The 24,470-nt window shown below is 35.0% G+C and carries 26 protein-coding genes; 11 read left to right on the forward strand and 15 right to left on the reverse strand.

The window, feature by feature from the left end:
- Nucleotides 1–215 precede the first annotated feature (215 nt).
- On the forward strand, nt 216–4,610 hold the full coding sequence (locus J7604_RS07645; RefSeq protein WP_293893577.1) for an MG2 domain-containing protein: 4,395 nt from the start codon (nt 216–218) through the stop codon (nt 4,608–4,610).
- A 77-nt stretch (nt 4,611–4,687) separates the two neighbouring features.
- Here J7604_RS07645 and J7604_RS07650 read toward each other — a convergent pair whose 3' ends face one another.
- Together J7604_RS07650 and J7604_RS07655 are read right to left on the reverse strand one after the other, a co-directional pair.
- A complete protein-coding gene (locus J7604_RS07650; RefSeq protein ID WP_293893579.1) occupies nt 4,688–5,560 on the reverse strand; it encodes a hypothetical protein in 873 nt (290 codons plus the stop codon).
- 89 nt (nt 5,561–5,649) lie between these two features.
- Complete coding sequence (locus tag J7604_RS07655) at nt 5,650–6,072, reverse strand: hypothetical protein (RefSeq protein ID WP_293893581.1); 423 nt, start codon at nt 6,070–6,072, stop codon at nt 5,650–5,652.
- 872 nt (nt 6,073–6,944) lie between these two features.
- On the opposite strand from J7604_RS07655, the gene J7604_RS07660 reads away from it, so the two are divergent.
- From J7604_RS07660 to J7604_RS07680, 5 genes are all read left to right on the forward strand, one after another.
- Nucleotides 6,945–7,340 carry a hypothetical protein gene (locus J7604_RS07660; protein ID WP_293893583.1) on the forward strand — a complete coding sequence of 132 codons (396 nt, stop codon included), beginning with the start codon at nt 6,945–6,947 and terminating at the stop codon, nt 7,338–7,340.
- Between the two features lie 88 nt (nt 7,341–7,428).
- Entirely contained in the window at nt 7,429–8,271 is an 843-nt protein-coding gene (locus J7604_RS07665; protein WP_293893586.1) for a 1,4-dihydroxy-2-naphthoyl-CoA synthase, read from the forward strand.
- A 305-nt stretch (nt 8,272–8,576) separates the two neighbouring features.
- Nucleotides 8,577–9,116, forward strand: coding sequence for a T9SS type A sorting domain-containing protein (locus J7604_RS07670; protein ID WP_293893589.1), 540 nt, complete (start codon nt 8,577–8,579; stop codon nt 9,114–9,116).
- A gap of 159 nt (nt 9,117–9,275) precedes the next feature.
- Nucleotides 9,276–10,019, forward strand: coding sequence for a hypothetical protein (locus J7604_RS07675; protein ID WP_293893592.1), 744 nt, complete (start codon nt 9,276–9,278; stop codon nt 10,017–10,019).
- A gap of 149 nt (nt 10,020–10,168) precedes the next feature.
- Nucleotides 10,169–11,095 carry a transglutaminase domain-containing protein gene (locus tag J7604_RS07680; protein ID WP_293893595.1) on the forward strand — a complete coding sequence of 309 codons (927 nt, stop codon included), beginning with the start codon at nt 10,169–10,171 and terminating at the stop codon, nt 11,093–11,095.
- 174 nt (nt 11,096–11,269) lie between these two features.
- Here the strand turns inward: J7604_RS07680 and J7604_RS07685 are convergent, their stop codons facing one another.
- The 5 genes from J7604_RS07685 to J7604_RS07705 form a co-directional block, all read right to left on the reverse strand.
- A complete protein-coding gene (locus J7604_RS07685) occupies nt 11,270–11,653 on the reverse strand; it encodes a hypothetical protein (protein WP_293893598.1) in 384 nt (127 codons plus the stop codon).
- Nucleotides 11,654–11,752: 99 nt separating this feature from the next.
- Nucleotides 11,753–12,316, reverse strand: a complete 564-nt coding sequence (locus J7604_RS07690; RefSeq protein ID WP_293893601.1) for an HD domain-containing protein — start codon at nt 12,314–12,316, stop codon at nt 11,753–11,755.
- A gap of 660 nt (nt 12,317–12,976) precedes the next feature.
- Complete coding sequence (locus J7604_RS07695; protein WP_293893604.1) at nt 12,977–13,846, reverse strand: DUF808 domain-containing protein; 870 nt, start codon at nt 13,844–13,846, stop codon at nt 12,977–12,979.
- Nucleotides 13,847–14,124: 278 nt separating this feature from the next.
- A complete protein-coding gene (locus J7604_RS07700) occupies nt 14,125–14,973 on the reverse strand; it encodes an alpha/beta hydrolase (RefSeq protein ID WP_293893607.1) in 849 nt (282 codons plus the stop codon).
- Nucleotides 14,974–15,062: 89 nt separating this feature from the next.
- Entirely contained in the window at nt 15,063–15,899 is an 837-nt protein-coding gene (locus J7604_RS07705; RefSeq protein ID WP_293893610.1) for an AraC family transcriptional regulator, read from the reverse strand.
- Between the two features lie 89 nt (nt 15,900–15,988).
- Here J7604_RS07705 and J7604_RS07710 point away from each other — a divergent pair, with 89 nt between their 5' ends.
- The gene (locus tag J7604_RS07710; protein ID WP_293893613.1) at nt 15,989–16,384 is read left to right on the forward strand and encodes a DoxX family membrane protein; all 396 of its coding nucleotides are present in this window, start codon (nt 15,989–15,991) and stop codon (nt 16,382–16,384) included.
- 551 nt (nt 16,385–16,935) lie between these two features.
- Here the strand turns inward: J7604_RS07710 and J7604_RS07715 are convergent.
- The 5 genes from J7604_RS07715 to J7604_RS07735 form a co-directional block, all read right to left on the reverse strand.
- Entirely contained in the window at nt 16,936–17,247 is a 312-nt protein-coding gene (locus J7604_RS07715) for a hypothetical protein (protein ID WP_293893615.1), read from the reverse strand.
- 29 nt (nt 17,248–17,276) lie between these two features.
- Nucleotides 17,277–17,750, reverse strand: a complete 474-nt coding sequence (locus J7604_RS07720) for a macro domain-containing protein (RefSeq protein WP_293893618.1) — start codon at nt 17,748–17,750, stop codon at nt 17,277–17,279.
- A gap of 201 nt (nt 17,751–17,951) precedes the next feature.
- Nucleotides 17,952–18,704 carry a hypothetical protein gene (locus tag J7604_RS07725; RefSeq protein ID WP_293893621.1) on the reverse strand — a complete coding sequence of 251 codons (753 nt, stop codon included), beginning with the start codon at nt 18,702–18,704 and terminating at the stop codon, nt 17,952–17,954.
- On the reverse strand, nt 18,697–19,875 hold the full coding sequence (locus J7604_RS07730) for an AAA family ATPase (protein ID WP_293893624.1): 1,179 nt from the start codon (nt 19,873–19,875) through the stop codon (nt 18,697–18,699). The genes J7604_RS07725 and J7604_RS07730 overlap by 8 nt, the downstream gene beginning before the upstream one ends.
- Nucleotides 19,876–20,036: 161 nt before the next feature.
- Nucleotides 20,037–20,369: a helix-turn-helix transcriptional regulator gene (locus tag J7604_RS07735; RefSeq protein WP_293893627.1), complete on the reverse strand. Its 333-nt coding sequence runs from the start codon at nt 20,367–20,369 to the stop codon at nt 20,037–20,039.
- Nucleotides 20,370–20,396: 27 nt separating this feature from the next.
- On the opposite strand from J7604_RS07735, the gene J7604_RS07740 reads away from it, so the two are divergent.
- Complete coding sequence (locus J7604_RS07740; protein ID WP_293893630.1) at nt 20,397–20,732, forward strand: hypothetical protein; 336 nt, start codon at nt 20,397–20,399, stop codon at nt 20,730–20,732.
- 49 nt (nt 20,733–20,781) lie between these two features.
- On the opposite strand, the gene J7604_RS07745 is transcribed toward J7604_RS07740, so the two are convergent.
- From J7604_RS07745 to J7604_RS07755, 3 genes are all read right to left on the reverse strand, one after another.
- A complete protein-coding gene (locus J7604_RS07745) occupies nt 20,782–21,174 on the reverse strand; it encodes a RidA family protein (protein ID WP_293893633.1) in 393 nt (130 codons plus the stop codon).
- Nucleotides 21,175–21,253: 79 nt separating this feature from the next.
- Nucleotides 21,254–21,943 carry an HTH domain-containing protein gene (locus J7604_RS07750; protein WP_293893636.1) on the reverse strand — a complete coding sequence of 230 codons (690 nt, stop codon included), beginning with the start codon at nt 21,941–21,943 and terminating at the stop codon, nt 21,254–21,256.
- A 114-nt stretch (nt 21,944–22,057) separates the two neighbouring features.
- A complete protein-coding gene (locus J7604_RS07755) occupies nt 22,058–22,639 on the reverse strand; it encodes a YdeI family protein (protein WP_293893639.1) in 582 nt (193 codons plus the stop codon).
- A gap of 32 nt (nt 22,640–22,671) precedes the next feature.
- Here J7604_RS07755 and J7604_RS07760 point away from each other — a divergent pair, with 32 nt between their 5' ends.
- From J7604_RS07760 to J7604_RS07770, 3 genes are all read left to right on the forward strand, one after another.
- Nucleotides 22,672–22,812: a hypothetical protein gene (locus J7604_RS07760; protein WP_293893642.1), complete on the forward strand. Its 141-nt coding sequence runs from the start codon at nt 22,672–22,674 to the stop codon at nt 22,810–22,812.
- A 289-nt stretch (nt 22,813–23,101) separates the two neighbouring features.
- Entirely contained in the window at nt 23,102–23,752 is a 651-nt protein-coding gene (locus J7604_RS07765; protein WP_293893645.1) for an outer membrane beta-barrel protein, read from the forward strand.
- 78 nt (nt 23,753–23,830) lie between these two features.
- Complete coding sequence (locus tag J7604_RS07770) at nt 23,831–24,421, forward strand: outer membrane beta-barrel protein (protein ID WP_293893648.1); 591 nt, start codon at nt 23,831–23,833, stop codon at nt 24,419–24,421.
- Nucleotides 24,422–24,470 lie beyond the last annotated feature (49 nt).

Consider the following 24,470-nt stretch of genomic DNA (forward strand, 5'->3'; position numbering starts at 1 on the left):
TTCTTTGGGAATGCTCAGATGTTTCGCAAGCTCAACATGAACAAAGAAAGATTTTCTTAAGTTGATGACCATGTCCTTAAAAGAAGGGTAATGGATGGTTTTTTTTTACTTAAAATCAATACTTTGAAAATATTTTGAAAAATTTTTATTCCGGTTTATGGAATTTTTTCTGTCTCTGCATCTATAGAGAAATTTAACTTTTAAGGATAAACTCTATGAACCCAAGGTATCAAAAATTAATTCCGCTATTCAGCCTGATTGCCGGATTAGGTGTTACTGGTTTTTCAATTGGCTCTGCTTTAAACAAGCCTCTTAATTTTAACGGATGGATGGAGCGTTTAATGCACCAGATGACATCTTTTAATTCCAATCATCCGGAAGAAAGGGTGTATTTGCATATCGATAAACCTTTTTATAAACCAGGAGAAAGCATCTGGTTTAAGGCGTATGTTCGCAATGGTTCTGATATGACTGCCAGCAATACCAGCGATATTTTACATGTAGAATTGATCAACCCTAAAGGAAGTGTAGAAAAGCATTTAGAACTTATTTGCAAAAAGGGGATAACGCAGGGAGATTTCCAGTTGGGAGAAAATGCTGCCGGAGGTATTTATAAAATAAAAGCCTACACCAATTGGCAAAAGAACGAAGCAGAAGCATTGTTGTTTGAAAAGGAATTGACTGTTCAGAATGTTATTCTCCCTTCTGTCCTTCTAAAATTAGACTACGATAAAAAAGCATTTGGTCCTGGGGATCTGGTAAGTGCTACTGCAGAAATAAAAGCCACAAACAATACTCCAGTTGCGCTGAAGAACCTGAAATACATCGTTCAGCTGGAGGGTAAAAACTTTATGGAGGTCAAAGGCAGAACAGATGCTGATGGGGTGCTTGCTCTTTCATTCAGGTTGCCTAAAGAAATGAATAGCAATGATGGTTTGCTGAACATACTTCTAGAACATGAGGGTAAAACAGAATCTATTTCAAGATCAATTCCAATCGAATTAAATACTATCGACCTTAGCTTCTTTCCTGAGGGCGGCGATATGCTTGCAGGATTTCAATCAAGAATCGCTTTCAAAGGATTGAACAGTTTCCACAAGCCAGCAGATGTAGAAGGGTATGTGACAGATTCAAAAGGGAAGAAAGTGGCTACTTTCAGCAGTTATCATCAGGGAATGGGAGCGTTTAATATGAAGCCAGAAGATGGAGAAGTATATACTGCTCACATCACCAAACCGGCAGGAATAAATACAACCTATCAACTGCCAGAAGCTGCACATAGAGGATATGCTTTAAGTGTATCTGAAAATATAAAGGATAAGATCACACTAGAGCTATTTTCTACTGAAAAGGAGGAACTGACAGTTATCGGTACCATTCGCGATAAAGTAGTGTATAATGGAAAAACCAATGGGACTTCAATAAGTAAGCTTATGGTTGCAACGAATGATTTTCCAATGGGTGTGATTCGCTTTACTTTGTTTGACAGCAAAGGGTTTGAAAGAGCAGAGAGACTGGCATTTGTGAACAGACACAAACAATTAAAAATTTCTCTGACTACCGACAAGGAGAAATATCAACCAAGGGAAAAGGTAAAGCTAAACCTGAAAGTGACAGATGAAAGAGGGATCGCAATGCCAGGCAACTTTTCTATCTCTGTAGTAGATGAAAAAGTACTTTCATTTGCTGACGATCGTTCGGGAAACTTACTATCTAAGTTGTTCCTTGAAGCAGACATTAAAGGAAAAGTAGAAGAACCTGCTTTTTATTTTAACAAAGAGGAAGCAAAGTCGGAGCAGGCGATGGATTATCTGCTGCTTACATCTGGTTATAGAAGATTTACCTGGAAACAAATTGGAAATAATGAAATTCCTGAAATAAGATTTCAGGCAGAGAAGGCAATACTTGCAGGAAGCGTCATTGATGCCTATGAAGGAAAGCCATTAGCTAATGCTACTATTGAGGTACAAGGTAAAACTATTCGTACAAATTCCGACAGCAACGGAAGGTTTACGCTTCCATTTGTTGATCTTAGTGAAATAGCTACGCTTAAAGTGACAGCTAATGGATATTCTCCTTTCGTTACACAATTATATCAATACAGTGATAACATTCAATGTTACCTTTATAGTGATCGCGTTTATAAGTATTATGAACGAGTACCGGCACCGGCGGGAAACATGGAAGCGGTAAGGGCAGAGCGTCCAAGAAAAGCAAAAGCCATTGCAGAGGACGCAGTGGTGAATGAAGAAAATGTAATGGTAGAAGAAATGGTAATGGAAGAAAAAGCAGTAATGGCAGATAAAGCAATACTGGCTGAACTTCGTGCCGAAGAAATTATGGAAGGTGAATTAAATGAAATTCAGGAAGTCGAAATTATGAATGCCGACACCATTTTTGATAATGGTGCATTTGATGTAATGAAAAAAAGAGCAATGCCTCACCCACTACCTTTGGTTTCAAGATATTATAGGGCAAGACAGTTTCCTTCGGTTTCGTATGAAAACCAATCGGCACCGGAGATAAGGACTGATTTCAGAAGTACCATTTACTGGAATGGATTGGTAGAAACAGATAGAAATGGTAAAGCAACATTAGAGTTTTTCAATAGTGATGAGGTAAGCTCTTACAGAATTACACTGGAAGGAATTTCTGATGATGGCACAGCAGGAAGAGGCGAGCAACTTTATTACACTCAGTTACCATTCAGTATGGCTGCCAAATGCCCGGCTGATCTTATAAGTGGAGATAAGATAAATATTCCGGTTACATTGAAGAACAATACCATTGCAATGCTCAAAGGTGCGCTTGAGGTAAATGTTCCTTCAAATTTAAAATTACATACTGCATTAAACTCAGATATTTCTATCCCTGCCAATGCTGCAAAGACAATAGAACTGGAGTTTGAAGTTCTTTCTGTTTCCGGAAAAGATAAATTAATGGTCGCATTTGCCGGCAATGGATTTAAAGATGCCTTTCAACAGGAAATCAATGTTCAGGCTAAAGGCTTTCCGATGACAATCTCTTTATCAGGGAAAGATGTAGAGAAAGAATTCAAGGTAGCGGTGAAGCACATGGTTCCTGGTTCAATGAAAGCGCAACTGGTGGCTTATCCTTCCTTAATGACTGACTTACTCAAGGGAATAGAATCTATCATCAGAGAACCTTATGGATGTTTTGAGCAAACCTCTACAAGTAACTATCCGAATCTTTTGATAAAAAGATATCTGATGGAAATGAATGAAGTTTCGGAAGCAAGTGGTAAGAAGTTCAAAGCTCCGGCAAATCTGGAGGCTAACCTTGATAAAGGATATGCAAAATTGATCTCTTATGAAACTCAGGAAAAAGGGTATGAATGGTTTGGCGGCACACCTGCACACGAAGCTCTGACTGCTTATGGATTGATGCAGTTCAACGACATGAAACAGGTATACAGCAAAGTGGATCAGGCAATGATTGACAGAACTGCCAACTGGTTGATGAGCAGAAGAGATGGTAAAGGCGGATTTAAGAAAAGCGCTCAGGCTCTTGATCAGTTTGGAAGGGCTACAGACGACATTACCAATGCGTATATCGTGTATGCATTGTCGGAGGCTGGTTATAAGGACATAGTTAGAGAAGCAAACAGTGCATATGATGTTGCCCTTAAATCTAAAGATGCATATCAACTTGCTTTGGTAGCTAATACTATGTTTAACCTGAATGAAGCTAAAAAAGCTGAAAAAGCGATCTCCTTGCTGGAAGCTATGCAATTGAAAGATGGCAGCTGGCCAGGATCAATCCATTCTATTACCTGCTCTACAGGCCAGTCATTATTTGTGGAAACCACTTCTCTGGCCGTTATGGCTTTATTGAAGGAAGGGCAGAAGAAAGAGAAGTTAATTCTGGATGGTGTGAAATACCTGGTAAGTGCGAGATCTGCACACGGAGGTTTTGCTTCTACGCAAGGAACAGTACTTGCTCTGAAAGCGCTTACTTCATATAGTATACATGCAAAGAAAACTTCAGAAGACGGAACCATCGTAGTTTACATAGATGGAAAAAATGTAGGAACAAAGGAATACAAAGCAGGAGACTCAGGTGAGATCAGCATTGCGGGATTAGAGTCTTACCTAAAGGAAGGTAATCATGAAGTAAAAGTGAAATATGTTGGAGTGAAAGAACCACTCCCATTTACTTTAGGTATCGATTATAGCACTACATTGCCTCCTTCCAGCAAAGAGTGTAAAGTTGGCATAGATACAAAACTAATGGACGGAAATGTTCGCGTAGGAGAAACCAACAGAATTACAGTTGTTATTTCCAATAAAACAGCTGATGGACTTCCTATGACCATGGGTATTGTCGGACTTCCTTCCGGAATGTCTGCACAGCCTTGGCAGCTAAAAGAGCTGCTTGACAAGAAACAGGTGGACTTCTATGAAATCAGAGGCAACTTTGTATACCTTTATTTCAGACAGATGGCTCCGAAGGAAACAAAGACCATTCATCTTGATCTGAAGGCAGAGATTCCGGGAACATATGAATCTCCGGCGTCCAGTGCGTACTTGTATTATACCAATGAATTTAAGAATTGGAATGAGCCTGAAAGGGTTACCATAGTGCAGTAATACTTTAACAAAAAAACTGACGGACTTGGTCAGTTTTTTATTGTTTATAAGAACCAGAATTATAGCAATTCTGGTTCTTATTTTTTTACTACGAATTTCTTACCATCAAAAATTAATATTACATGGATAGTACCATCAACATTTGCAGGGTAATTATAAAATGGATTATCTTCTGCTTTGTCATCTATCTTATTTTTCTTGTTGGGTTCACTTGGGTCTGATGGCAAATATTTATTATAATAAATATCTAATTGCTGTCTTGTTTTATCATACTTTATATTAACAGATGATTCCTCATACGGTGGTCCTTGTACTAAGCTGTCATCTCTGCTATCTATAGAAAGACAAGACTTGTTATTTGGAAAAGCGGGGTAATCTGTAATTAAGTATTTGTCTGTTAATTTGAATACAACAGCCTTTTCATTATAGCATGCCGAACACTCAATGGTTCTTGCTGTTACCAAGTACAAATCAGTTCCCTTTAAATGATAAACAGCCTCAAAACCACTGTTAAATCCACAATCTTTGTATTTAAGTAAATAAGCATTAGTTTCTCCTGTTGGAGTTGTGTATTGAATTACATTATAATAGTATCTCCCGGTTGCCATAGTTATCCATTCTGAAAAGTTGTATATTTTCAATTTCCCATCATCAGATGTTATTGGTTCTCCTACTAAATGTTTTAGTTCTTTTTGTATTTGAGGTTCAGACGAACGAGGATTCTTTAATATTGAAATTAATGCATCTGTTTTTGCCTTTTTCAATGAGTCATAATCAAAATGGAATGGTTTATTTGATTTGTAATATTCATCAGAATATTTATCTTCGAAATCAGAGACATTTTTTAAAATCGCAATTTTCTTTCTTAAGTCTTGGAGGTTATCAGTATTTTGAGTGTATGCAGTAATACCTATAGTTAAAAATATTATAGTGTTGAATAAAAATTTCATAGTTAAGATTCGTGATTAAAAAGAATATTGTTGTTCGCAAAACATACAAGACTAGAGGAATTCAATACTTCCCATTTTTGCTATGAAAACTAATAGTTAATCTGGATAATATTTGCAGGAGAATATTTTACACTATCCTTTTCAAAGCCAAATATTTCAATATCGGCAGAAGCACATCCAAAAACATCTTTTTCTTTGGCACTGTATTGAAAGTTAGTAAGGGTGTCTTTGATATTTTTTGATTTTATTTCAATAATCATAGTATCTACATATCCAAAATTACTGTTGAAGTTTTCATTAAGAATTATTGACCTATCATCTCCAATCACTATGTTTTCCAATTCTACTTGATTGTCATGTTCTTGATTATAGGAAATGATAATTGTATCAGATGGAGAATAATCATTAGAAAAATGGATATGAAGTTCTTTCTCTGTAACGGTATATTTACAGCATCCTTCAAGAAGGCTAAATATGAATGCTACCAGTATAATTAAAAAGAAATTTATCATAGTATTAACAATGGTACTTGAAGTAAATCTAAGACTTTCTGATTAAATAAATCGACTTTTTAGGTTAGGCTATCTGAGCTGGTTCAAGCGTCCGCTTGATTTTATTATTAAAAAGTATATTTTAGGTAGTTCAGGCGTAAGCTTGAATCAGCGTGTTAGAGCTTTTACCCCGAAATTATCACCTCAAAGCTCCGACGTTTGAGCTTTTACCTCGAAATTATGACCTCAAAGCTCCGGCGTTTGACCTTTTACCTCGAAATTATGAGCTCGAAGCTCCGGCGTTTGAGCTGTTTAGCTCGGAATTATGACCAAAAAGCTTCGGTGTTTGAGCTCTTTAGCTCGAAATTATGATCAAAAAGCTCCGGCGTTGGAGCTCTTTAGCTCGAAGTTATGACCTTAAAAGGTTCGTCATCTGAGCTTTTATCCTGAAGTTATAACTAAAAAGTTCCGTCATCGATGCTTTTACGTGAAAAACCCGAGCTCAAAAGCTTCGTCGCCGATGCTTTTATATGGAAGTTTGAAAAAACTCTGAGACAAACTATAGATTGTTGTTACACATTCTATTTCAATCAGCTGGATGAAATAAACAAGATTTAGATTTATCAGAAAACAATCCTCTAAATGAAAGGGCTTTTGCTACTTACCTATAGCTGTAAAACTGACAGAACTTAAAGAACTTTGAATTTTATTTTTTTAATAAATAATATCTGCTTTGTCCGGCATGAATGTTGATTCTGCGGATCTAGAAAAAAAGAGTATTAAAAAAGAATTAATCAAATTTTTATAAGGAAGATATGGAGTTGATGATTTTTATTGTTTTGTTACTGTCCGCAATTGTGGCAATTCCAATCTTCATTGGAATAATAATTTTAATGTTCAAGAAAACTCAGCTAACATTCTACGCATTCATTGTAATTATATTTTCTGTAATACTTACCAAAACTTTTTTTGAATTAGGAGCGGCTTTTCCTAACCCATTTTTTATCCATTCGGAGGTGCAGGATGCAGATTCATGGGATCATCCAGGAAGAAGAGAATATACAGAGTCGTATCCTATTTATTTTTTTGAATTTTTGGGATTTGTATCTATGCTTTTAACACCATGGGTTCTAGGCTATATATTCAGTCGCATCCTTAAAATTAAGCTATTGCATATATATATTGTTATAATGATGTTCGTGCCATATTATTTGTTGGGGATTGCATTCTTATACCCTAATTATAAAAAGAAAATTGAAAGGTCTGAAGATAGAAATACAATTCGTTAAAGGGCTGATTAATACATTACTTGCTTTCAGATTTCTGAATCTCCCAAAGTAGGGTTATTTTTACCTTTCATTAATAAATAAAGAGCTCATGAACATAGATTGGAAAACCGCAAAAGAATACGAAGATATTACCTATAAGAAATCAGGAGGGGTGGCACGTATTGCCTTTAACAGACCTAATGTAAGAAATGCCTTCAGACCAAAAACTACTTCAGAACTGTACGATGCTTTCTATGATGCTTATGAAGATGCGTCTATAGGTGTTGTGCTTCTCTCTGCTGAAGGTCCTTCTACTAAAGATGGTGTTTATTCATTTTGTAGTGGTGGTGATCAGAAAGTAAGAGGCGATAAAGGATATGTAGGCGATGACGGTCGTCATAGGCTTAACATTCTTGAAGTACAAAGACTTATTCGTTTCATGCCGAAAGTAGTGATCGCTGTAGTGCCAGGTTGGGCTGTAGGAGGAGGGCATAGTCTGCACGTTGTTTGTGATCTTACACTTGCTAGTAAAGAACATGCAATCTTCAAACAAACAGATGCCGATGTAACAAGCTTTGACGGAGGCTATGGCTCTGCATATCTTGCCAAAATGGTCGGACAGAAAAAAGCCAGAGAAATATTCTTCCTTGGACGCAACTATAGTGCTCAGGAAGCCTTTGATATGGGAATGGTCAATGCTGTAATCCCTCATGCTGAATTGGAAAGCACGGCTTATCAGTGGGCGCAAGAGATCCTTGAAAAATCTCCGACTTCTATAAAGATGTTAAAGTTTGCCATGAACCTGACTGATGATGGCATGGTAGGCCAACAGATATTTGCAGGAGAAGCTACGCGTTTAGCCTACATGACAGACGAGGCTAAAGAAGGACGTAATGCCTTTCTTGAAAAACGTAAACCTGAGTTTGATAAAAAAGGATATGGGCCTTGTTAATATTTCTTTTAATATATGAGGTAATCTGTATGAGGGTATAAAGGCACCTGGATATAATAGACTACTTTGCTATTATAAATCTTTTTTAGTCACAATGATAATGGCACATGCATCCGCTTTCTTATTTTAGTAATGGGAGATAGTTAGTGAAATAAGTAACGCGGATGCTTTAATATTATTGGTGTATGCAAGGACACGTGAATCAACTTTTTGTAAACAACATATATTTTTAATTTTTTTTTAAAATCAAGATGAGCAAATTTAATAAGGTACTTTTTTCAATTTTTTTAAGTTTTAAAATTGGAATGGTTTTTTCGCAACAAACAGATAATAATTTATCAATAGCTCCAAACCCTTTTACTGAAAAAGCGACTATACATTTCTATATTGATAAAACAGATACTATCTCTTTAAATGTTTATAACATACTGGGAGTGAAGGTTAAGACAATCTATGAATCTGAAGTATTGCAAAGTGGCCCATATGAAAATATAATATTGGGAGAATCATTAGAAGAAGGTGTTTATGTAGTTAAATTAGAAATTGGCTCAAAGTCGATTGCAGCAAAGTTTATTAAAATTAGCAGTGTAACAACAGGTTTATTAAATACAGACAGTAAAAATGAGCTATTGGTATTCCCTAATCCAACAAGCGATCTTTTACAACTCCCTTTAAAAGGACCAAAAACAGTTGTTCTGACAGACCTGAATGGGGGCATCGTAAAATCATTTAAGACTAATCAGACAGTTATTTCACTGAATGAGTTAAAATCAGGCGAATATATTTTAACTGTAATGAATGATGCAGGGCAAATTTGGGCAAGTCAAAAAATAGTAAAAATCTAATGTTGAGCCTTTATACAATTTGCTGGTTTAATTTTAGCCAGGTGTCATGTTTTTTTACTGAAATATAAGCTTATAACAACGAGAATAGCAGGTAAATATGCTGAAGAAAACCCTTCCAATATTTGAAAAAAGCTTCTCTTATTATCAATTATAAAACATATGCGAAAAACTATTTGTACAGATTCTGTTGGATCTATAATGCTCAAACCATTTGCTTTTCTTTTTCTAATGATACTAGTCGTTTCCTGTAAACCGAAAATAACGGATGTAAGTATAAGCAATGAAATTATAAGCAGCTCCAAAGTAGTACTCGATGATACCTTACTATTAAAAGTACTTCCCGAATCTCTTAAATACACCACCATACCATTATCTGTGGGGGTGCATTCTGTTACTATCAACGGTGGTAAAAAGGAAAGCTTTAAGGTAACAGAAGAAGGAGGTATTCTTAATTTGGGCCGGCAGGAGTTTGTAATCTTTCCTATCACCTACACAAACACAACCACTGATGATGTCAATCATGCTATTGTCTCTGCAAATTATCCTATACTCCTGGCTGATTCATTAGTAGTGTATAATAAAGATGTTGCCAACTCTCAGGCAGAATTGATACAATTACTGCAGAATGAAAATGTTAAAGATTTTCTTAACAGGGATTTAATCAAAGTGCCTGCAGATCAATTGTTCATCAGCAAGTCATGGGACTTTGACGTGGATCAAAATCCTTCGGACAGTATATCTGTTAAAGTAAAAAGCAAAGATACAAAGACTCATGGTTTCAGGAGTAAGATAACTGATGCACAAAGCTTTTTGAGGCACGCAAAGCTTTCGAACGAATACGAAGTAGAGCGGGTTGAGAATAGGCAGCAATTGGAGAGTCTATTAAAGAAATCAGAGGAGTAATATTGCAATGATTTAATAAGCGATTACTAACAGGATTATTTAATTTTTAACCCAGATAAATGGCCCGGATTTTTACTGTTATATTTTGTATACTTTTATCTTTTGCGGCAACTGGACAATCCCGTCTTCCTTATAAAAAAAGGATGTCCATGCTAATTGAAAAAAAAGAATATGAAAAGGTGCTTTCACTTTTAACCAAGATTCAATATAGGCATGGAAATTCCCCTTATACTTATGACAGGCGGGGGTATTATAGAGCAAATCCTGATTTGTATTATTACCGGCTTAAGGCAAGGTTTGAAATATTTAAGAGAGACAGCAGTGAAGTTGCATTAAAAGAGGCCATGAAAGATTATGCTCATGCACATGTAGTATCAAAGGATTACATATGGAGGAAAGATAGTTCTTTGCATAAAGAATTACGTGACTTGATTGCTTCAAGAGCTGAGCATGCATTAGCATTACATAAGCTGATGATTGCAGAGCAATACAGCCATTTTCTTGCTGTCGCCTTTGAAGATACCATTCCTGCCTACAGGAAAATTTATATACCCTTGTATGATGTTCATAAAATGTTTTCTGCATCAGAACTGGATAGTTTTGCCAGGCAGGAGGCTTCGTTCCAGATTCTCTCTGTTCGTGAATTGGCTGAATATTTGACCAAAGGTTTATCGACCGATGAAGAGAAAGCCTGGGTTATTTATTTGTGGATTTGCACCCATATTCATTATAACTACCTGGCATATGAGGTGAATCAAACTATTGACCAGGCAGCTCTTACCACCATATATAAGCGATTAACTATGTGTTCCGGATATGCCAATCTTTTTCTGGAACTTTGTAATTATGCAGGATTAAGGGCTATAAGGATAGATGGTATCGCTTCTGGTGGCAAATATAACAATTGGGAGGGACATGCTTATAATGCGGTTTTTCTCAACGGGAAATGGAGACTTATAGATAGTACCTGGGGAGCAGGTTCCAATGATTATAAAAAATACTTTTGCGCTGAACCGAAAGAATTCAGTAAAACTCATACGCCATTTGATTCTCAGTATCTTTTTCTGGATCAATAGTTGAAATTAAGAAGAGGCACTAAGGCTTATTATTCAATCCTATATTTATAAAATGATTAAAGATCTACATTACTTTATTTTAGCCATTCCATTTTTGTTTAACAATTAAAAGGGGAAGGATAAAATGAATCATTGCTCAGACTGAAGGATAGTCTTCAGCCTGAGTAATGCTATTTAATTAATGATAGTGAATTTTATTGTCATATAAGTTATATTGTTATTTGGGCTTGCTCCATTTGAACCTCTTTCTGATTTAATTTGAACTTCATCAGTGCCGGTAAAATTAGTGGCAGGAGTATATTTATAAATAACTTTTCCTGTACTAGTTTCTCTCTCCAATGTACTTACAGAATAATTGGTTGCTTGTTTGGAAATAGATGCACCTTCTTCATCGCCAAAATTTCCCAGATCAAACTGATAAGCTTCATTAACTTTAAGTTTTACAGTTATTTCATTTGGCTTGGGAAGATCGCAATCTGGATCTGAGTCTTTTTTACAAGATGAAAATATAATTGTCAGTCCAAGTAAGAGTGTTAGGGTACAAAATAAATTTTTCATAAAAATGGATTTAAAATGTAAATATAAAAGTTTAATAAATTGTATTCTAAACGTGATTGGTAATGGAATATTGCTGTTCAGCATTGTTCTGTTATTCGTTCAATCGATAAATTTTTGATACTCTATAATTTTATTAGCAAGCCTTGTTCCTAAGTAATTGTTTCCTGCTTGCAATTCATCATGAATTAAACGAGCTTCTTCGATATATTCCTTTTTCTTCTCATTAGTCCAATAAAATGGTGGTGCATATAAATTAGCTATTCTGTCAGCCATTTTGATAGCCCAGATTTCTTTAGGTTGTTCTTTTATACGTCTTAAACTATCAAGCATTTTTTCTCTTTTCCCAGTTATGTTTTCATTTTTGGTTAATGCTAAAACACCATTAGCTACTTCACTTCCAAATCTTGTTAAAATGTCATCATAGGATAAGCTTGTGTCTTCGATTGTATCATGTAGAATAGCGCATTTTATAGCCAGATTAGAATCCATTTCATCTTCAATAGTAATAGCAGTCATAATCTCAAAAACTACACTTCCAATATGATTGATATATTCTATCTGCTCTCCTTGATTCGGGCCTCCGTACTTTTGTCCATCATGCTGTTTGGTTGCCAATTGCCATGCATTTTGTATGTCATCTATAGACCATTTTTTATTCATCATAATAATATATTAGATTTTACTCAGTAAAGGTAAAGCCACAAGCTTGTTTTGATCTGATTCTATTGATTGGTGCTTAGTTTTTGTTTTCGTATTTCAAAATATCCTAATGCTAGAACTGCGAATGTTATTCCTTGTAGAAATAACATTCCAATTGTGAATAAGAATAGGTTTTTATATTCTTGATTTCCATTTTCTGTGAGAGAATCCATTTGATAATGTGTCACAATTAGTACAAAACGCTCGAAGTAGAATCCTATTTTTATAAAAAAAGCTACAAAGAGAATGTATGAAAAATTAGATGCTAGTTTCTTTATTAATAATGTAAAAGGTAAAATCAACGGAGATAAGAACATTATCCAATATTCTTTATTATAAGGTTCCCGGTCAGTAAATGTAAACCTTTCCGGGTCCATAGCTATTCTGATTATTGTATCTGTCAAAATAACTATCGTGTAAATAATAATTGTCCAACGAATTAGATTCAATACTTTTTTTGTTTCAAATCGGTATGTGAAGAGAAGTTCGATAAGAATTAAAGTCAGTAGCATTGGAATTAGGCAATAAATAAGATTCCAATCAACTATTTCAATTGTTCTTTTATATAATTCCATTTAAAATTTTGTCCTATATTCTTTAAATTGTTTGTATTGCACACATATTTTATTTTTTGCCAAATGAAAAAGCTTTCTTTCCTACTTTTACTAGCACTACTACCAGAAGCCCCGCAACTAATCCTATTACAAACTCTTTGATCATGTCATTTAACTCCGGGAATAGATGATGAAGCACTTCTATATTATGAACAAATATGCCTCCTGAAACCAGTAACAAAGCAATGGTACCAACTACAGATAAAAATTTAATAATGTATGGAAGCAGGCGAACTAAAAAATGACCTAGTTTTGATATCCATCCTTTGTTATTAGAATCTCTTATAAGTTTGTAGCCAAGATCATCTGTTTTTACAAGAAGGCCCACCAAACCATATACACCAATAGTTGCAATAATTGCTACCACAGATACTGTAAGAATCTGTATAGTCAGACTTTGGTCTAAAACTGTCCCCAATGCAATGATGACTATTTCGATAGAAAGAATTAGATCTGTTCTTACGGCTGATTTGATTTTCTCTTTTTCTGCAGCAGCATTATCTTCTTCAGTATTTTCAGCTTCTGTTTCTATATGGGTTTTATGGTGAGGAAAAAAGTATTCAACAATTTTCTCTGCTCCTTCAAAGGCTAAATAAAATCCGCCCAATACCAAAATAATTTTTATAGCTATGGGAAAGATGAAATTAAATAATAAAGCAAGTGGGATAATGATAAATTTATTTAGCAAGGATTTTTTTGTAATAGCCCAGATAACAGGTAGTTCTCTTGAAGAAAGATATCCTGTTGCTTTCTCTGCGTTTACTGCTAAATCGTCACCTAAAATGCCGGCGGTTTTGCGTGTTGCCATTTTGCTGGTTATCAGTACATCGTCCATCAAAGAAGCGATGTCATCTAAAATCCCCAGAATACCCGAAGCCATAAAATATTGTATTTAATAATTTATGTTAAAGATAAGGATTATAAACTAAAATATCTGTCGTTGTTTAAACGGAGAAAAGAACTGATGAGAGCGCTTTAAGCAATGAGATTAGTGTGAATATCAGTAAGTATGTTTGAATTGGAGGATCAAATGTTCAGTTGAATGCATATCTTGATTATTTAAATAGTCATTTACAAAATAAGCTTCAATGTGGAGGATTTAAAGGACTGAATAACATAAAGACACAGGTTTAATATCGTTATTTTCATTAGCCTATTCTACATAAAGAACTGTCTTAATTCATTTGCAACTATTTCCGGGTTACTGTCATTGTCTGAAACTGTATGTCCTTGTCCAATTAAATCTACACATTTTGCTTTGGGTATGGCAACGCTTAATTTATCAATTATAGTCCTAAGATATGGTTGACTTTTTTGTCCCTTAATTAATAAAACATCTGTAGTCGTGTCTTTATACTTTTCAATAAGTCCTTCTGAGTCTTCAACTATTTTTATATCGAACTTCATAGCATCTATCAATGCTTTCAAAGGTACATCATCGATATTTTTTTTAGATTCATATTTCATTGCAATATTGATTAAAGGTGCAGTAATAAAGCCTGGTAAAATATTAAATAGTGAAGACGGATCATCAGTCCCTTTAACAATGCTTATAAAAGCTTTCCCAAAATTCCCTTTATTCATTGCGTCCTCATACTTTTTTATCCAATCAGTCTTTGTTTCATTAGTTAGGATTGGGGGCTCGTGGAGGGCAATTCTTTTCAGGCTTGTTTCAATTATACTTGTTTGTAGTGCAACGACTCCTCCGGCACTAAGTCCGTATATATTCTCTGCTTTCGTTTTATGGACCAATGCTTGCAAGTCTTCGCTTTCAGCCATTAGGCCGAAGTTGCTATGTGTCTGACTGAGCCCTCTACCTTGTCTGTCTGGAATATATATCGTGAATTGATCAGCTAAAAATTCGCCAAGTTTCATGAGGTTTTGAGAAGCCATCATTCCTCCGTGGACAAGAATTAGTCCGGGGCCTTTCCCCAATTGCCGGTATCCGATCTTCGTTCCGTCTTTTGAGATCACAAAGTCCTTTAAATATTTTACAGTCGAAGTCATTACTTAAGTTATTTTAGATTTATTGAATGTTGCTTGAATATTATGAAGCTGATAAAGAGGATTCCAGAGGTCAAGGAGTATTGATAACGCTACTCAATACCATTGGCTTTTCTATATTCAGTTGGGCTTACACCTTTATATTTTTTAAATGTCTTGTTCATATGGCTGAGGTCTGTAAATCCGAATTCGTCACAGATTTCACTTAAGCGCATTTGTGTGTAAAGAAGCCTGGTTTCTAAAAGTTTAACTTTGTATAGTGTTATGTATTGCTGAAGGCTTTCACCTGTATGTTTCTTGAAATATTCACTGATGTATGTAGCAGAAATGTTGAATTGATCTGCTATAGTTTCGGCCCTCAAGCATTCAGGAGAGTAAATGTTCTCATGGATATAGTTTAATAATGAAACCGAATCTTTTGATGGTGTAGATATAAGTCCTGAAGCATTCAGCAGTGTTATATTCCTTGCTGCTATTGTAATGATAGTATTGATGAGTTGAGTGATAACTTCATGATGATTGGGATTGCGATTTTCATTTTCACAAATAAGTCCTAAGGCCAGAGCCCTGATCAGAGGCTTATCTGTAACTGTTTTTAACATACATCCCGGAAGATGATTATGGTTATGAAAGATATATTCAATTTTCTGAATCCATTCTTTGCTTTGATTTTTTAAATAGCTGTGGTTAAACCGGATAAATAAAAATTTGGTAAGGGTTTTAACTTCAAAGCTATGCTTGTCTTCAGGAAAGACTAGAAATAGTTTATCCGCACTATAAGGAAGTTTGTGCTCATTAACGATTTGTATTCCTTCTCCTTCAAGGACAAAGATCATTTCAAAAAAAGTGTTCTTATGAGACTTGGCTGTGTATGAGCTTACCTCCAGTATGTCAAGCTCAAAAGGTTGATGGATATTTCTGATTTCCATACCTGTGAATGTACAAATTTATCCATTGTTCTTACAAGCCCTTCCTTTATTTCCTGAATAAATTTGTTACTATAAAAATCAATTATGATATGAATACAACAGCTTATTTATTATTGAGACTTGCAGTAGGAACAAGTATGTTTGGTCATGGCCTGGTTCGTTTTCCAAAGCTTTCTGCATTCAGCAATTGGATGGTAACAGGGTTCGAAAAATCCATGCTGCCTCAGGCCTTGGTAGTACCTTTCAGTTATGCATTACCGTTTATGGAATTTGTGATAGGTTTCCTTTTGATCATTGGGCTATTTACTGAAGTAGCATTGATCTCCGGAGCTGGAATAATGGTATTACTTATATTCGGCACCTCTCTTGTTGAAAACTGGGAAGCGATTCCTTCGCAGTTAATACATGTAGTAATTTTCGTTGGGTTGCTTCAGTTTAAAGGGGGGAATGGTATTGGGCTTGATCAGTTGATATTTAAAAATTAGGAGGGGAAGGTCGGTGTCTGAGAACTATGTAAAGCTTTTATTTATTTATTAACAAATAATGAACTTGCGATTATTTGTGGGCAGGAATTAGACAGACTTTAGACAGAGAAATAATTGCTCCTAGAAGCTTCAGGAATGCTCCTGAATCTCTAAGAAGTGCTTCTGGATGATCTGGAAGTAAGCCTGAAGCATTCAGGCTTAAGCAAGGAGGTGTGAGGCTATAGCCTCATGTCTTTTTGCTTACTCCTGGACCCGGCAGCAGTATTCTGAAGGATTCAGGAGTAATCCTGGATCTCTTAGGAGTGCTCCTGAGAGGTTCAGGAAGTTTCTGGAATTTCCGGGAGTAAGCCTGGAGCAGTGAGGCTTACTCCCGGAAGACCCAGGCTAAAGCCCTACTTTTCGAAGCTTAAGCAGAATTGGAACAGGCTTAAGCCTGAGAGGGTAGTCAAATGTCAAGCGATTTTAGGATTAATAAAAAAATGTAAATTTATAACCGGATTACCAATTCAACCTGTAAACTTTTTTTAGGACGACACAGGGCTGCCAGGCTTTTATTTCATTTTGTCTTTTAATTCATCAAATTTTTCATTCAGAAAGAGATTATATAAACTCTCTACTTCTGTCCAATCTTTTGCTTTGAAATGGATTTCTTCCTCTGATTCTCGATCAAGTATTGCAATTAATCCTAAATCTTTACTTACTTCCAATATAAACTCATCTTCATCAACAATTCCTACCCAGAAGGCTCCATGTTCATCATCCATCTTCTGAACTTCATCAATCGCAATCCTTACATCTTCAATAGTTACTCCATCAACTGAATCACTCCAGGCTCTCTGTAGGTATGTTTCTTTAAATTCCATTAGCATTTATTTTATTTAAATTAGATTATTTACTCAAAATCATAAACTATCGTTTTAATTCCTCTTGAAGATAATTCCTCAAGTATTAAAGGCTCTATATCTTCCCACTTTCCACCGGCTAATCCACATCCTATTCTCGGCATATGTACTGAAGAATTATTGATTAGTGCAAACTGACTTACTTTACTCAAGCATTCTTTAACTGCCTCATATCGTATAGGTGGAATTCCTTTTGAATTGGTTTTTATATTTCTCTGTCCAATCATGTTTCCTATCCAAATATCATTCTCTACTTGTACAATTTGGACTTCACCCAATTCAAATTTATCGTTTGATTGATACCATTTTCTATATTCAGTTTCAGGTAATTTCCACCTTTTTGAAATTGCCATTACAAATCCTTTTCCCCATCCACCAATATCATTGCAAACATGAACTATAATTTTGTTTCCTGGCTCCACGGGTCTTGTCGCATCACCTTTTGTATATACTATTGTCTCCATTTACATGATTATTAAATACCAATATGCTTAAGTATACAGATATGAAAGTTAGAGTGAAAATGCTGAAAGATACAATCGCTATTCTCGGAAATCCTCGTTTGGAAACGAGGACTATAGGGAACTGCAGCCAGAGAAAATAACCAAAGACCCGCTACCACTGAACCGCCTGCTCTTTTTTATATAATGTTAGATGTAGCGTTTTTATTTTTCAAGTTTTAGAGCCGTTTTATTCAAGTCTATTTCAAGTTTAGATAATTCTACATCCCATAAACCTAACAATATCAATTTACCTTTTAATGTTTCAAATTCGGTATCAGTTAGAATTACTGTTGCGGAAGTTGCTGAATAAATAGCACTTGGAAGTCCTTCTTTCAGAAGGTCTTTTGTGCCATTGACTATTCTATTCCTTCTTCGTGTGTTTGTCTGAACTCCACTAAGATAATCATCAGTCAATTCGTTTAAATGCTCCAATTTTTCTTGAATAGCATTACCAATTTCAAACCTTTTCTTTACAAGCCTGTCTTGGTCGTTTAGTTTTAAAACAGAAACAGTCAATTTACCAAAATCGTCAGAACCTTTAATTCTATAACGCCAATATTTTAAATGATTTTTTGGTTCAATTTTACTTGGGTCAATTATCGGTTCTAATTTTGTATCGTGGTCGTTTTTTGTGCCATTACATTTTTTACAAGAAGGTAATAGATTTTCCCATTCTAAAACTTCATCTTTATATGCATCTTTATGATGAAAGTGTTCAACTTCTAAATATTTACTTTCTTCATTAATATTGGTTTCACAATAGCAACATTTGTCATTAGAAAAACCTAAGAGCCCTTTTTTAATGAATTCAATATTCCAAACTGACTTTCCTGTTGATTTAAATTCATCTGTCAAAGCAACCTGCAATTCAGCTGTAAGTTCGATAGGTTTTGGAGTTCTGTCTAGCTTAATCATTTGCTGAAATTCCTGTTAGTTGTATTTTTAATATTTTCTTTAACGAGTTTTCCGGATGCAACATCGCATCAAGAATTAAAAATTGCGTATTGGCGACATCAAAATCCTCGTTGTCAATAGCACTATTAAAGTTTGAAATAGCATCTAAGTAAGTAGACGTTCTTGTCTCTGTCATTCCCATTACATCAGTTAATATTTCCTCAACTGTCCAGCCCTGACAACCATATTCTTGATTTATGATAGGGTTTAATTTCACTTCATTTGTCTCATCAAGCGTGAGAGGAATAATTTCCTTGGCATTTGCAACTTGAATAATATGTGGACTATGTGTTGATGTGAAAACTTGTGCATTTGGTAATATTATTTTTAACGCTTCGTATATTTTGGCTTGCCATTCGGGATGTAGATGCAAATCAATTTCATCTATAAATACAATTCCATCAAAATCTTTAGTGAATTTACTTGGGTTTTTATACCTAAATTCAACCTCTTTTATTAAACCAATTAGCACGGCCATACAAGACTTATAACCTGATGATAAATACTCAAAATAAATTTCTCCATTTGGAGTATTCAGCATAATATCATTTGAATTAGGATTGACTTTACTAAATGAAATTTGTGGGTTTAATATATTAAAACACTCTTTTGCAAGATTTATATTTTTAATTTGTTGTTCATCCAAATGGTTTTGGTGTGCTGACCATAAATGTCTATTTACAAACCAATTCTTTAAATCATTTGGCAATGAACCTTGCATTGTCTCTCTTGCAAAAGTTCCAATATCTTTTAGTGGGTCAGTATTTAGTGATTTTAGTTCTCGATAAGGAATATCTCGATGAGTTTTGAATACTATTATATCATTTGAGTTCTGATAAAATCCTTGTGACTGATAATGCTTTTCATTTGGGTGAAAAGAAGTAATATCAAAAGACTTATTTTGAGCAGAACCATTAATCAAAACATCAATGCTCCAGTTACCTTTTTCTTTTCCTGCGGTTCTTTTAATTGATGTGTCATTTACTCCAAATGATTGAGCCAAGCAGTCTAAAATTGTAGTTTTTCCAATTCCATTCTGTCCACAAATTATATTGAAATGGCCATCGAAAGTCAGTTCCAAATTTTTAATTGGCCCTATTCCTTTGATTTTTATTTTAGTTATTTTCAGCATTTTTATTTGTTATTGCTATGAGTTTGTGATGTCGGTTCGGAAAAGTTACACATACAATTGAATATACGCCATATGGCGTATATTTTTCTTTTGCCACTAAAAAACAACTTTTTAATTTTAATCTGAAGAGAAAACTTTCCTCATTCAAATTCCTTCAACCATTATTTTTTTAATCCATATTCAAAGTCAAAAAAATCTGAAATAGGTGTATTTAAGCCTCTGGATATTTTTAAAAGTGTTGTTAGAGTTATGTTGGATCCGGTTGATGTAAGCTTTACAAGGTTTCCCTTATCTATACCTGTTTTGTGGGCCAGATCTTGAAAAGACATTTCTTGTTCCTGCCTCAATTGATTTATTCGTTCTCCAAGTTTCTTTAGAAATTCTTCGTCTGTTAACATTCTGATTCCTGTTTGATATTCGAAGATTGAGAAAAATATTATATTTTTTGGTGGTTTATATGCCACCGATTGTTTTTTGCTATATATTTGCATCATAAACTTTTATCAACCAACACAAAAGCTATGAAACAACCTCAACTCTTTCCCAAAAATCTCAACCTCGTTAAGCTTCCTGCTAAAGAAGAACTGACCATATTTTTAATTGCAGAAGATATAAGAAACCGAAAGATATCGAAGCGACTGGAGAAGGAGGGCTTTGATACTGCTTATGCCGGTGACTTAAGTAAGCTTGTCTTCGGCTTGCTGGGTATTGAGAACAGAACAGACGGACTCTATGCATTTTATTTTAATCAGCTGGATGAGCATGCTATAGAGCTTGACCTGTCAGAGAATACAGAGCTTCATGAAAAAGCATTTTATATTTACAGAGAGCTGCTTGTGTGGAAATATGAAGTCTGATAAACTGGTTCAAGCGAGGACGCTTGAACCAGCAGGAAATGGTTTATTGTTACTTTACTACCGTAGCTTCTAATTCTACGGTCAAAGTTGCAAAAAGCCCTTTCACTTCAAGCAGTGTAGTGGCTTGTTGAATACCGTGCTTGTGAATGAATGGCACATAAACGTCCATACAGGTGGTGAAAAACTCCTGCACTGATGTGGTGTATACATTTAGCCTTACAATATTTTTTGCTTCATACCCGGATGCGCTGATAAGCGTTTCAAGGTTTTGAATGGTTTGCACCAACTGTGAACGCATATCAGCACTGCTTGGTATGCCATTGGCGTCAATGGCTACTTGTCCCGAACAGTATAGCGTTCCTGAAACATTTTTAACTTCTACGGCCTGTGAAGAGTTTGTTTTTTCGCCCCAACCCCAGGGGTCAATTGTTCTTTTTTCCATTATAATTTTGATTTACTTGTTCAATGTTTCAAAATTAAGATTGGGTACTGACAGCCTTGTGTCAGGGGTATGAAATGAATTAATGATACTTGTCAAAAAACTCTTGCAAGGTCATTCCGTGGGGTTTAAATTTGTCGGGAAGCACTTCCAGTTTTATAATTCTGTCTAACCGGAAATAGCGAAACTCTTGTCGCAAGCGGCAGTAGGCAATCAATAGCCAGTTTTCTGTGCTTAGTAATGCAAATGGTTCAATGTCTCTGATTGTGATTTTGTTTTGCTCATTAATGTATTCAATTTTTGTAAGGCAATAATTTGTCAAAGCAAATTGTAAATCCGATAAACTGTTGCTGTTTCTTTCCCGGTTAATATTCTGGTCAAATCGGGTTCTTTCAGAAAGTAAGTCAGCTTTGACTTTTATGCTTTGTTTCAAAACCGATTTTATTTTATCTATGGCTTCTGTGTAATCTTTGATAAGCGATGCGTCCTTGTTTTTGAGAACTAATTGTTCAGCGATAATCAGTGCGTTGGCCTGTGCTTCGGTAAACATTACAGGTGGAACTCTGTAACCTTCCATCAGGGTATAGCCTTTTCCTTCTTCAGTCAGAATCGGAACGCCTGCTTGCTCCAAAGCTCTGACGTCCCTGTAAATGGTACGAACACTAACCGCAAACTTATCCGCTAATGCCGTTGCTGTCAAAAGTCTTTTCGTTTGCAACTGTGTTAAGATAGCAGTCAGTCGGGAAAGTCGTTTGGTATCGTTGTCGTTCATTCGTCAAATTATCGGTGGGGATTTTAGGGTAGTGGCCTGTTCTGGAGTGACTTGAAACATCGCTGGTGTGGAAGGTAAAGCCCCTCGGATCATTGCATTGTCTAAGCTGTCTTTTTACCCGAATTGTTTTGGTCTCATTCCTTTGGCTGCCAATCGTGCTATTTCTTCAATTCTCTTTTTTCTTGTTTCAATTCTTTTAGCAGTTACAACCCAATGCATCATTGTTATCTTAATTGACTTAGACTGGCTCTGAAAAAATTCCATTGAACTTTCATATTTATTCAGTTCAATTGTTAAATCCTCTGGTATGATCAATTCTTCAATATCCTGCATGATGTCCCATGTTCCATTCTGTTTAGCAGTATTGATGCTGTCTAGACCAGCTTTTGTCATGAGGTTGTTTTGGATAAGTCTGGCAACTTTATCTTTATTTATTTTTGACCATGTGCTATCCGGTTTTCTTTTGCTGAAATATTGCATATACCTTTCTTTGTCGATAGTCTTTTTAGTGCTATCTATCCATCCAAAGCAAAGTGCTTCATCGACTGCTTCACTCCAGGTAAGAGAAGGAACTTTGGTGGATGTCTTATAATAAACAAGCCAGACAGACTGTTTAGACTGATGATTTTTTTCTAACCATTTTCGCCAGTCTGTCCGGCTTTTAGGGCAATATTTTTCTATTTCTTTTTCAGACATTTCTATTTGTCAACAGTCTTTTTGATTTCAGTATGAAAGTAGCGCCTTCGTTGATTGGTCCATTGTCAATTGACACTAATGTATGTCTGACAAGTGACAACCTTATGTCAGTAGTAAGCAAAAATAATGGTATTGGTCAGAATTTATTCAAATCACTGTTTAGTTCTTTCTAATTTATTAAAAAAGAGCAGACGTCCTCTATGTATTTTATTTTAAAATAGATGGGGTTCATGTTATTGATCTTGATTTATTGGAAAATAAAGCTCTTCACAAAAGATTATTTAATAATTAAAGTGAGCCCTTTGTTTCAGATATTTACTGTCTGATCTTTTGGATCTTATGCATGTAATCTGAGAATTTAGAAATCTCTATGTTCGATAAGTTTTTACCAGATATAAGAAATTGGTACAATTTTTATAGTAGTCGCAAGGATGATTTTTAAAAACTATAAATTAACTTAAAATGAAAAAGAATTTTTTATTCCTTATTCTCTTGCTTATATCTCTTAATTCCTTTGCTCAATTGGAGAAGGGGAAATTTTTTGTGGGAGGCAATTTTAATGTTTTTTCAACGAAAAGAAACATGCTAACTCAAGATACTTTAATAGATTGGGAAAAAGCATCGGGAGTTAATGTGAATCCTGCAGTTGGTTATTTCATTGCAAACAATTTTGTTGTCGGACTTAATTTGGGATACAATCATGAGAGATTTGAACTTTATAACTCTTCAAGTACACATTATACAGATCGATCCCATATATATTCTATTGGGCCGTTTTGCAGGTACTATAAGAAGGCAAGTGAAAAAATAGCATTCTTCGGAGAGGCAATATTTGATGTCAATTTCAATAAGCGTTACACAAAGTATTCGGACAATAATAATTTAATAATAGAAAACAAAAGTACATACTTTGGACCAGAATTAAGGCCTGGAGTGGTTTATTTCGTCTCTTCTAAAGTTGGGGTAGAGTTAACGGCTGGTTCTCTTAGTTATTTATATATCATTAATAAAAATTCAAACAACGGAAATTTTAACGGGAATTATATTAATAATGATTTTAATCTCAATTTTCATCTTAAGGATATTAATCTGGGGGTATTTTTTTATCTGTAATTGTTGGTAATTGTATTTATATGAATGCCAAAAATGATTTGATCCATTCAATTTGATTTCTATTAAAATTATTCAAAAATGAAAAGAAACTTTTTAATGTTGATGTTGATTGTAGCATCATTCAGCTCATTTGCCCAATTGGAAAAAGGAAAGATTCTATTTGGAGGAAATGTGTATGTACATTTGGAGCGCCCGAATAATGTATATGATTATTATCTTAAATCTAATGTCTTCGGGATCAATCCGGTTTTGGGTTATTTTGTAAATAATAATCTCGCACTGGGTATTAATGGAGGATATACATATGCCTATACAAAAGAAATAAAATTCAATTCACATAATTTCCTTTTAGGCCCCATGGTTCGTTACTATGTGAAAGCAAACGATAAATTTGCATTATTTGGCCAAGCGTCTTTGGATTTTGAAGTTGGGAGAACAAAACGAGCATGGTCTTCTTCTCGAAAGACTTTAACCTTTGCATTTAATCCGGCAATAAGACCTGGATTTGTTTATTATCCCACCTCTAAGATAGGGCTGGAGTTGTTGATGGGAGGGATAAGTTACAGGCATGAAACGAGCGAGACTTCTGAAAAGAGATCTACCATTGATAATTTTAATATTAACTTTAACTTTCGAAGTATAAGTCTTGGTATGTTCTTCTATTTGTAGTTAAGTAAAGTAATCATATGACCATAATAAAAAGAGACAATGTTCAGCA

The sequence above is a fragment of the Sporocytophaga sp. genome (assembly GCF_017745095.1).
GTDB lineage: Bacteria > Bacteroidota > Bacteroidia > Cytophagales > Cytophagaceae > Sporocytophaga.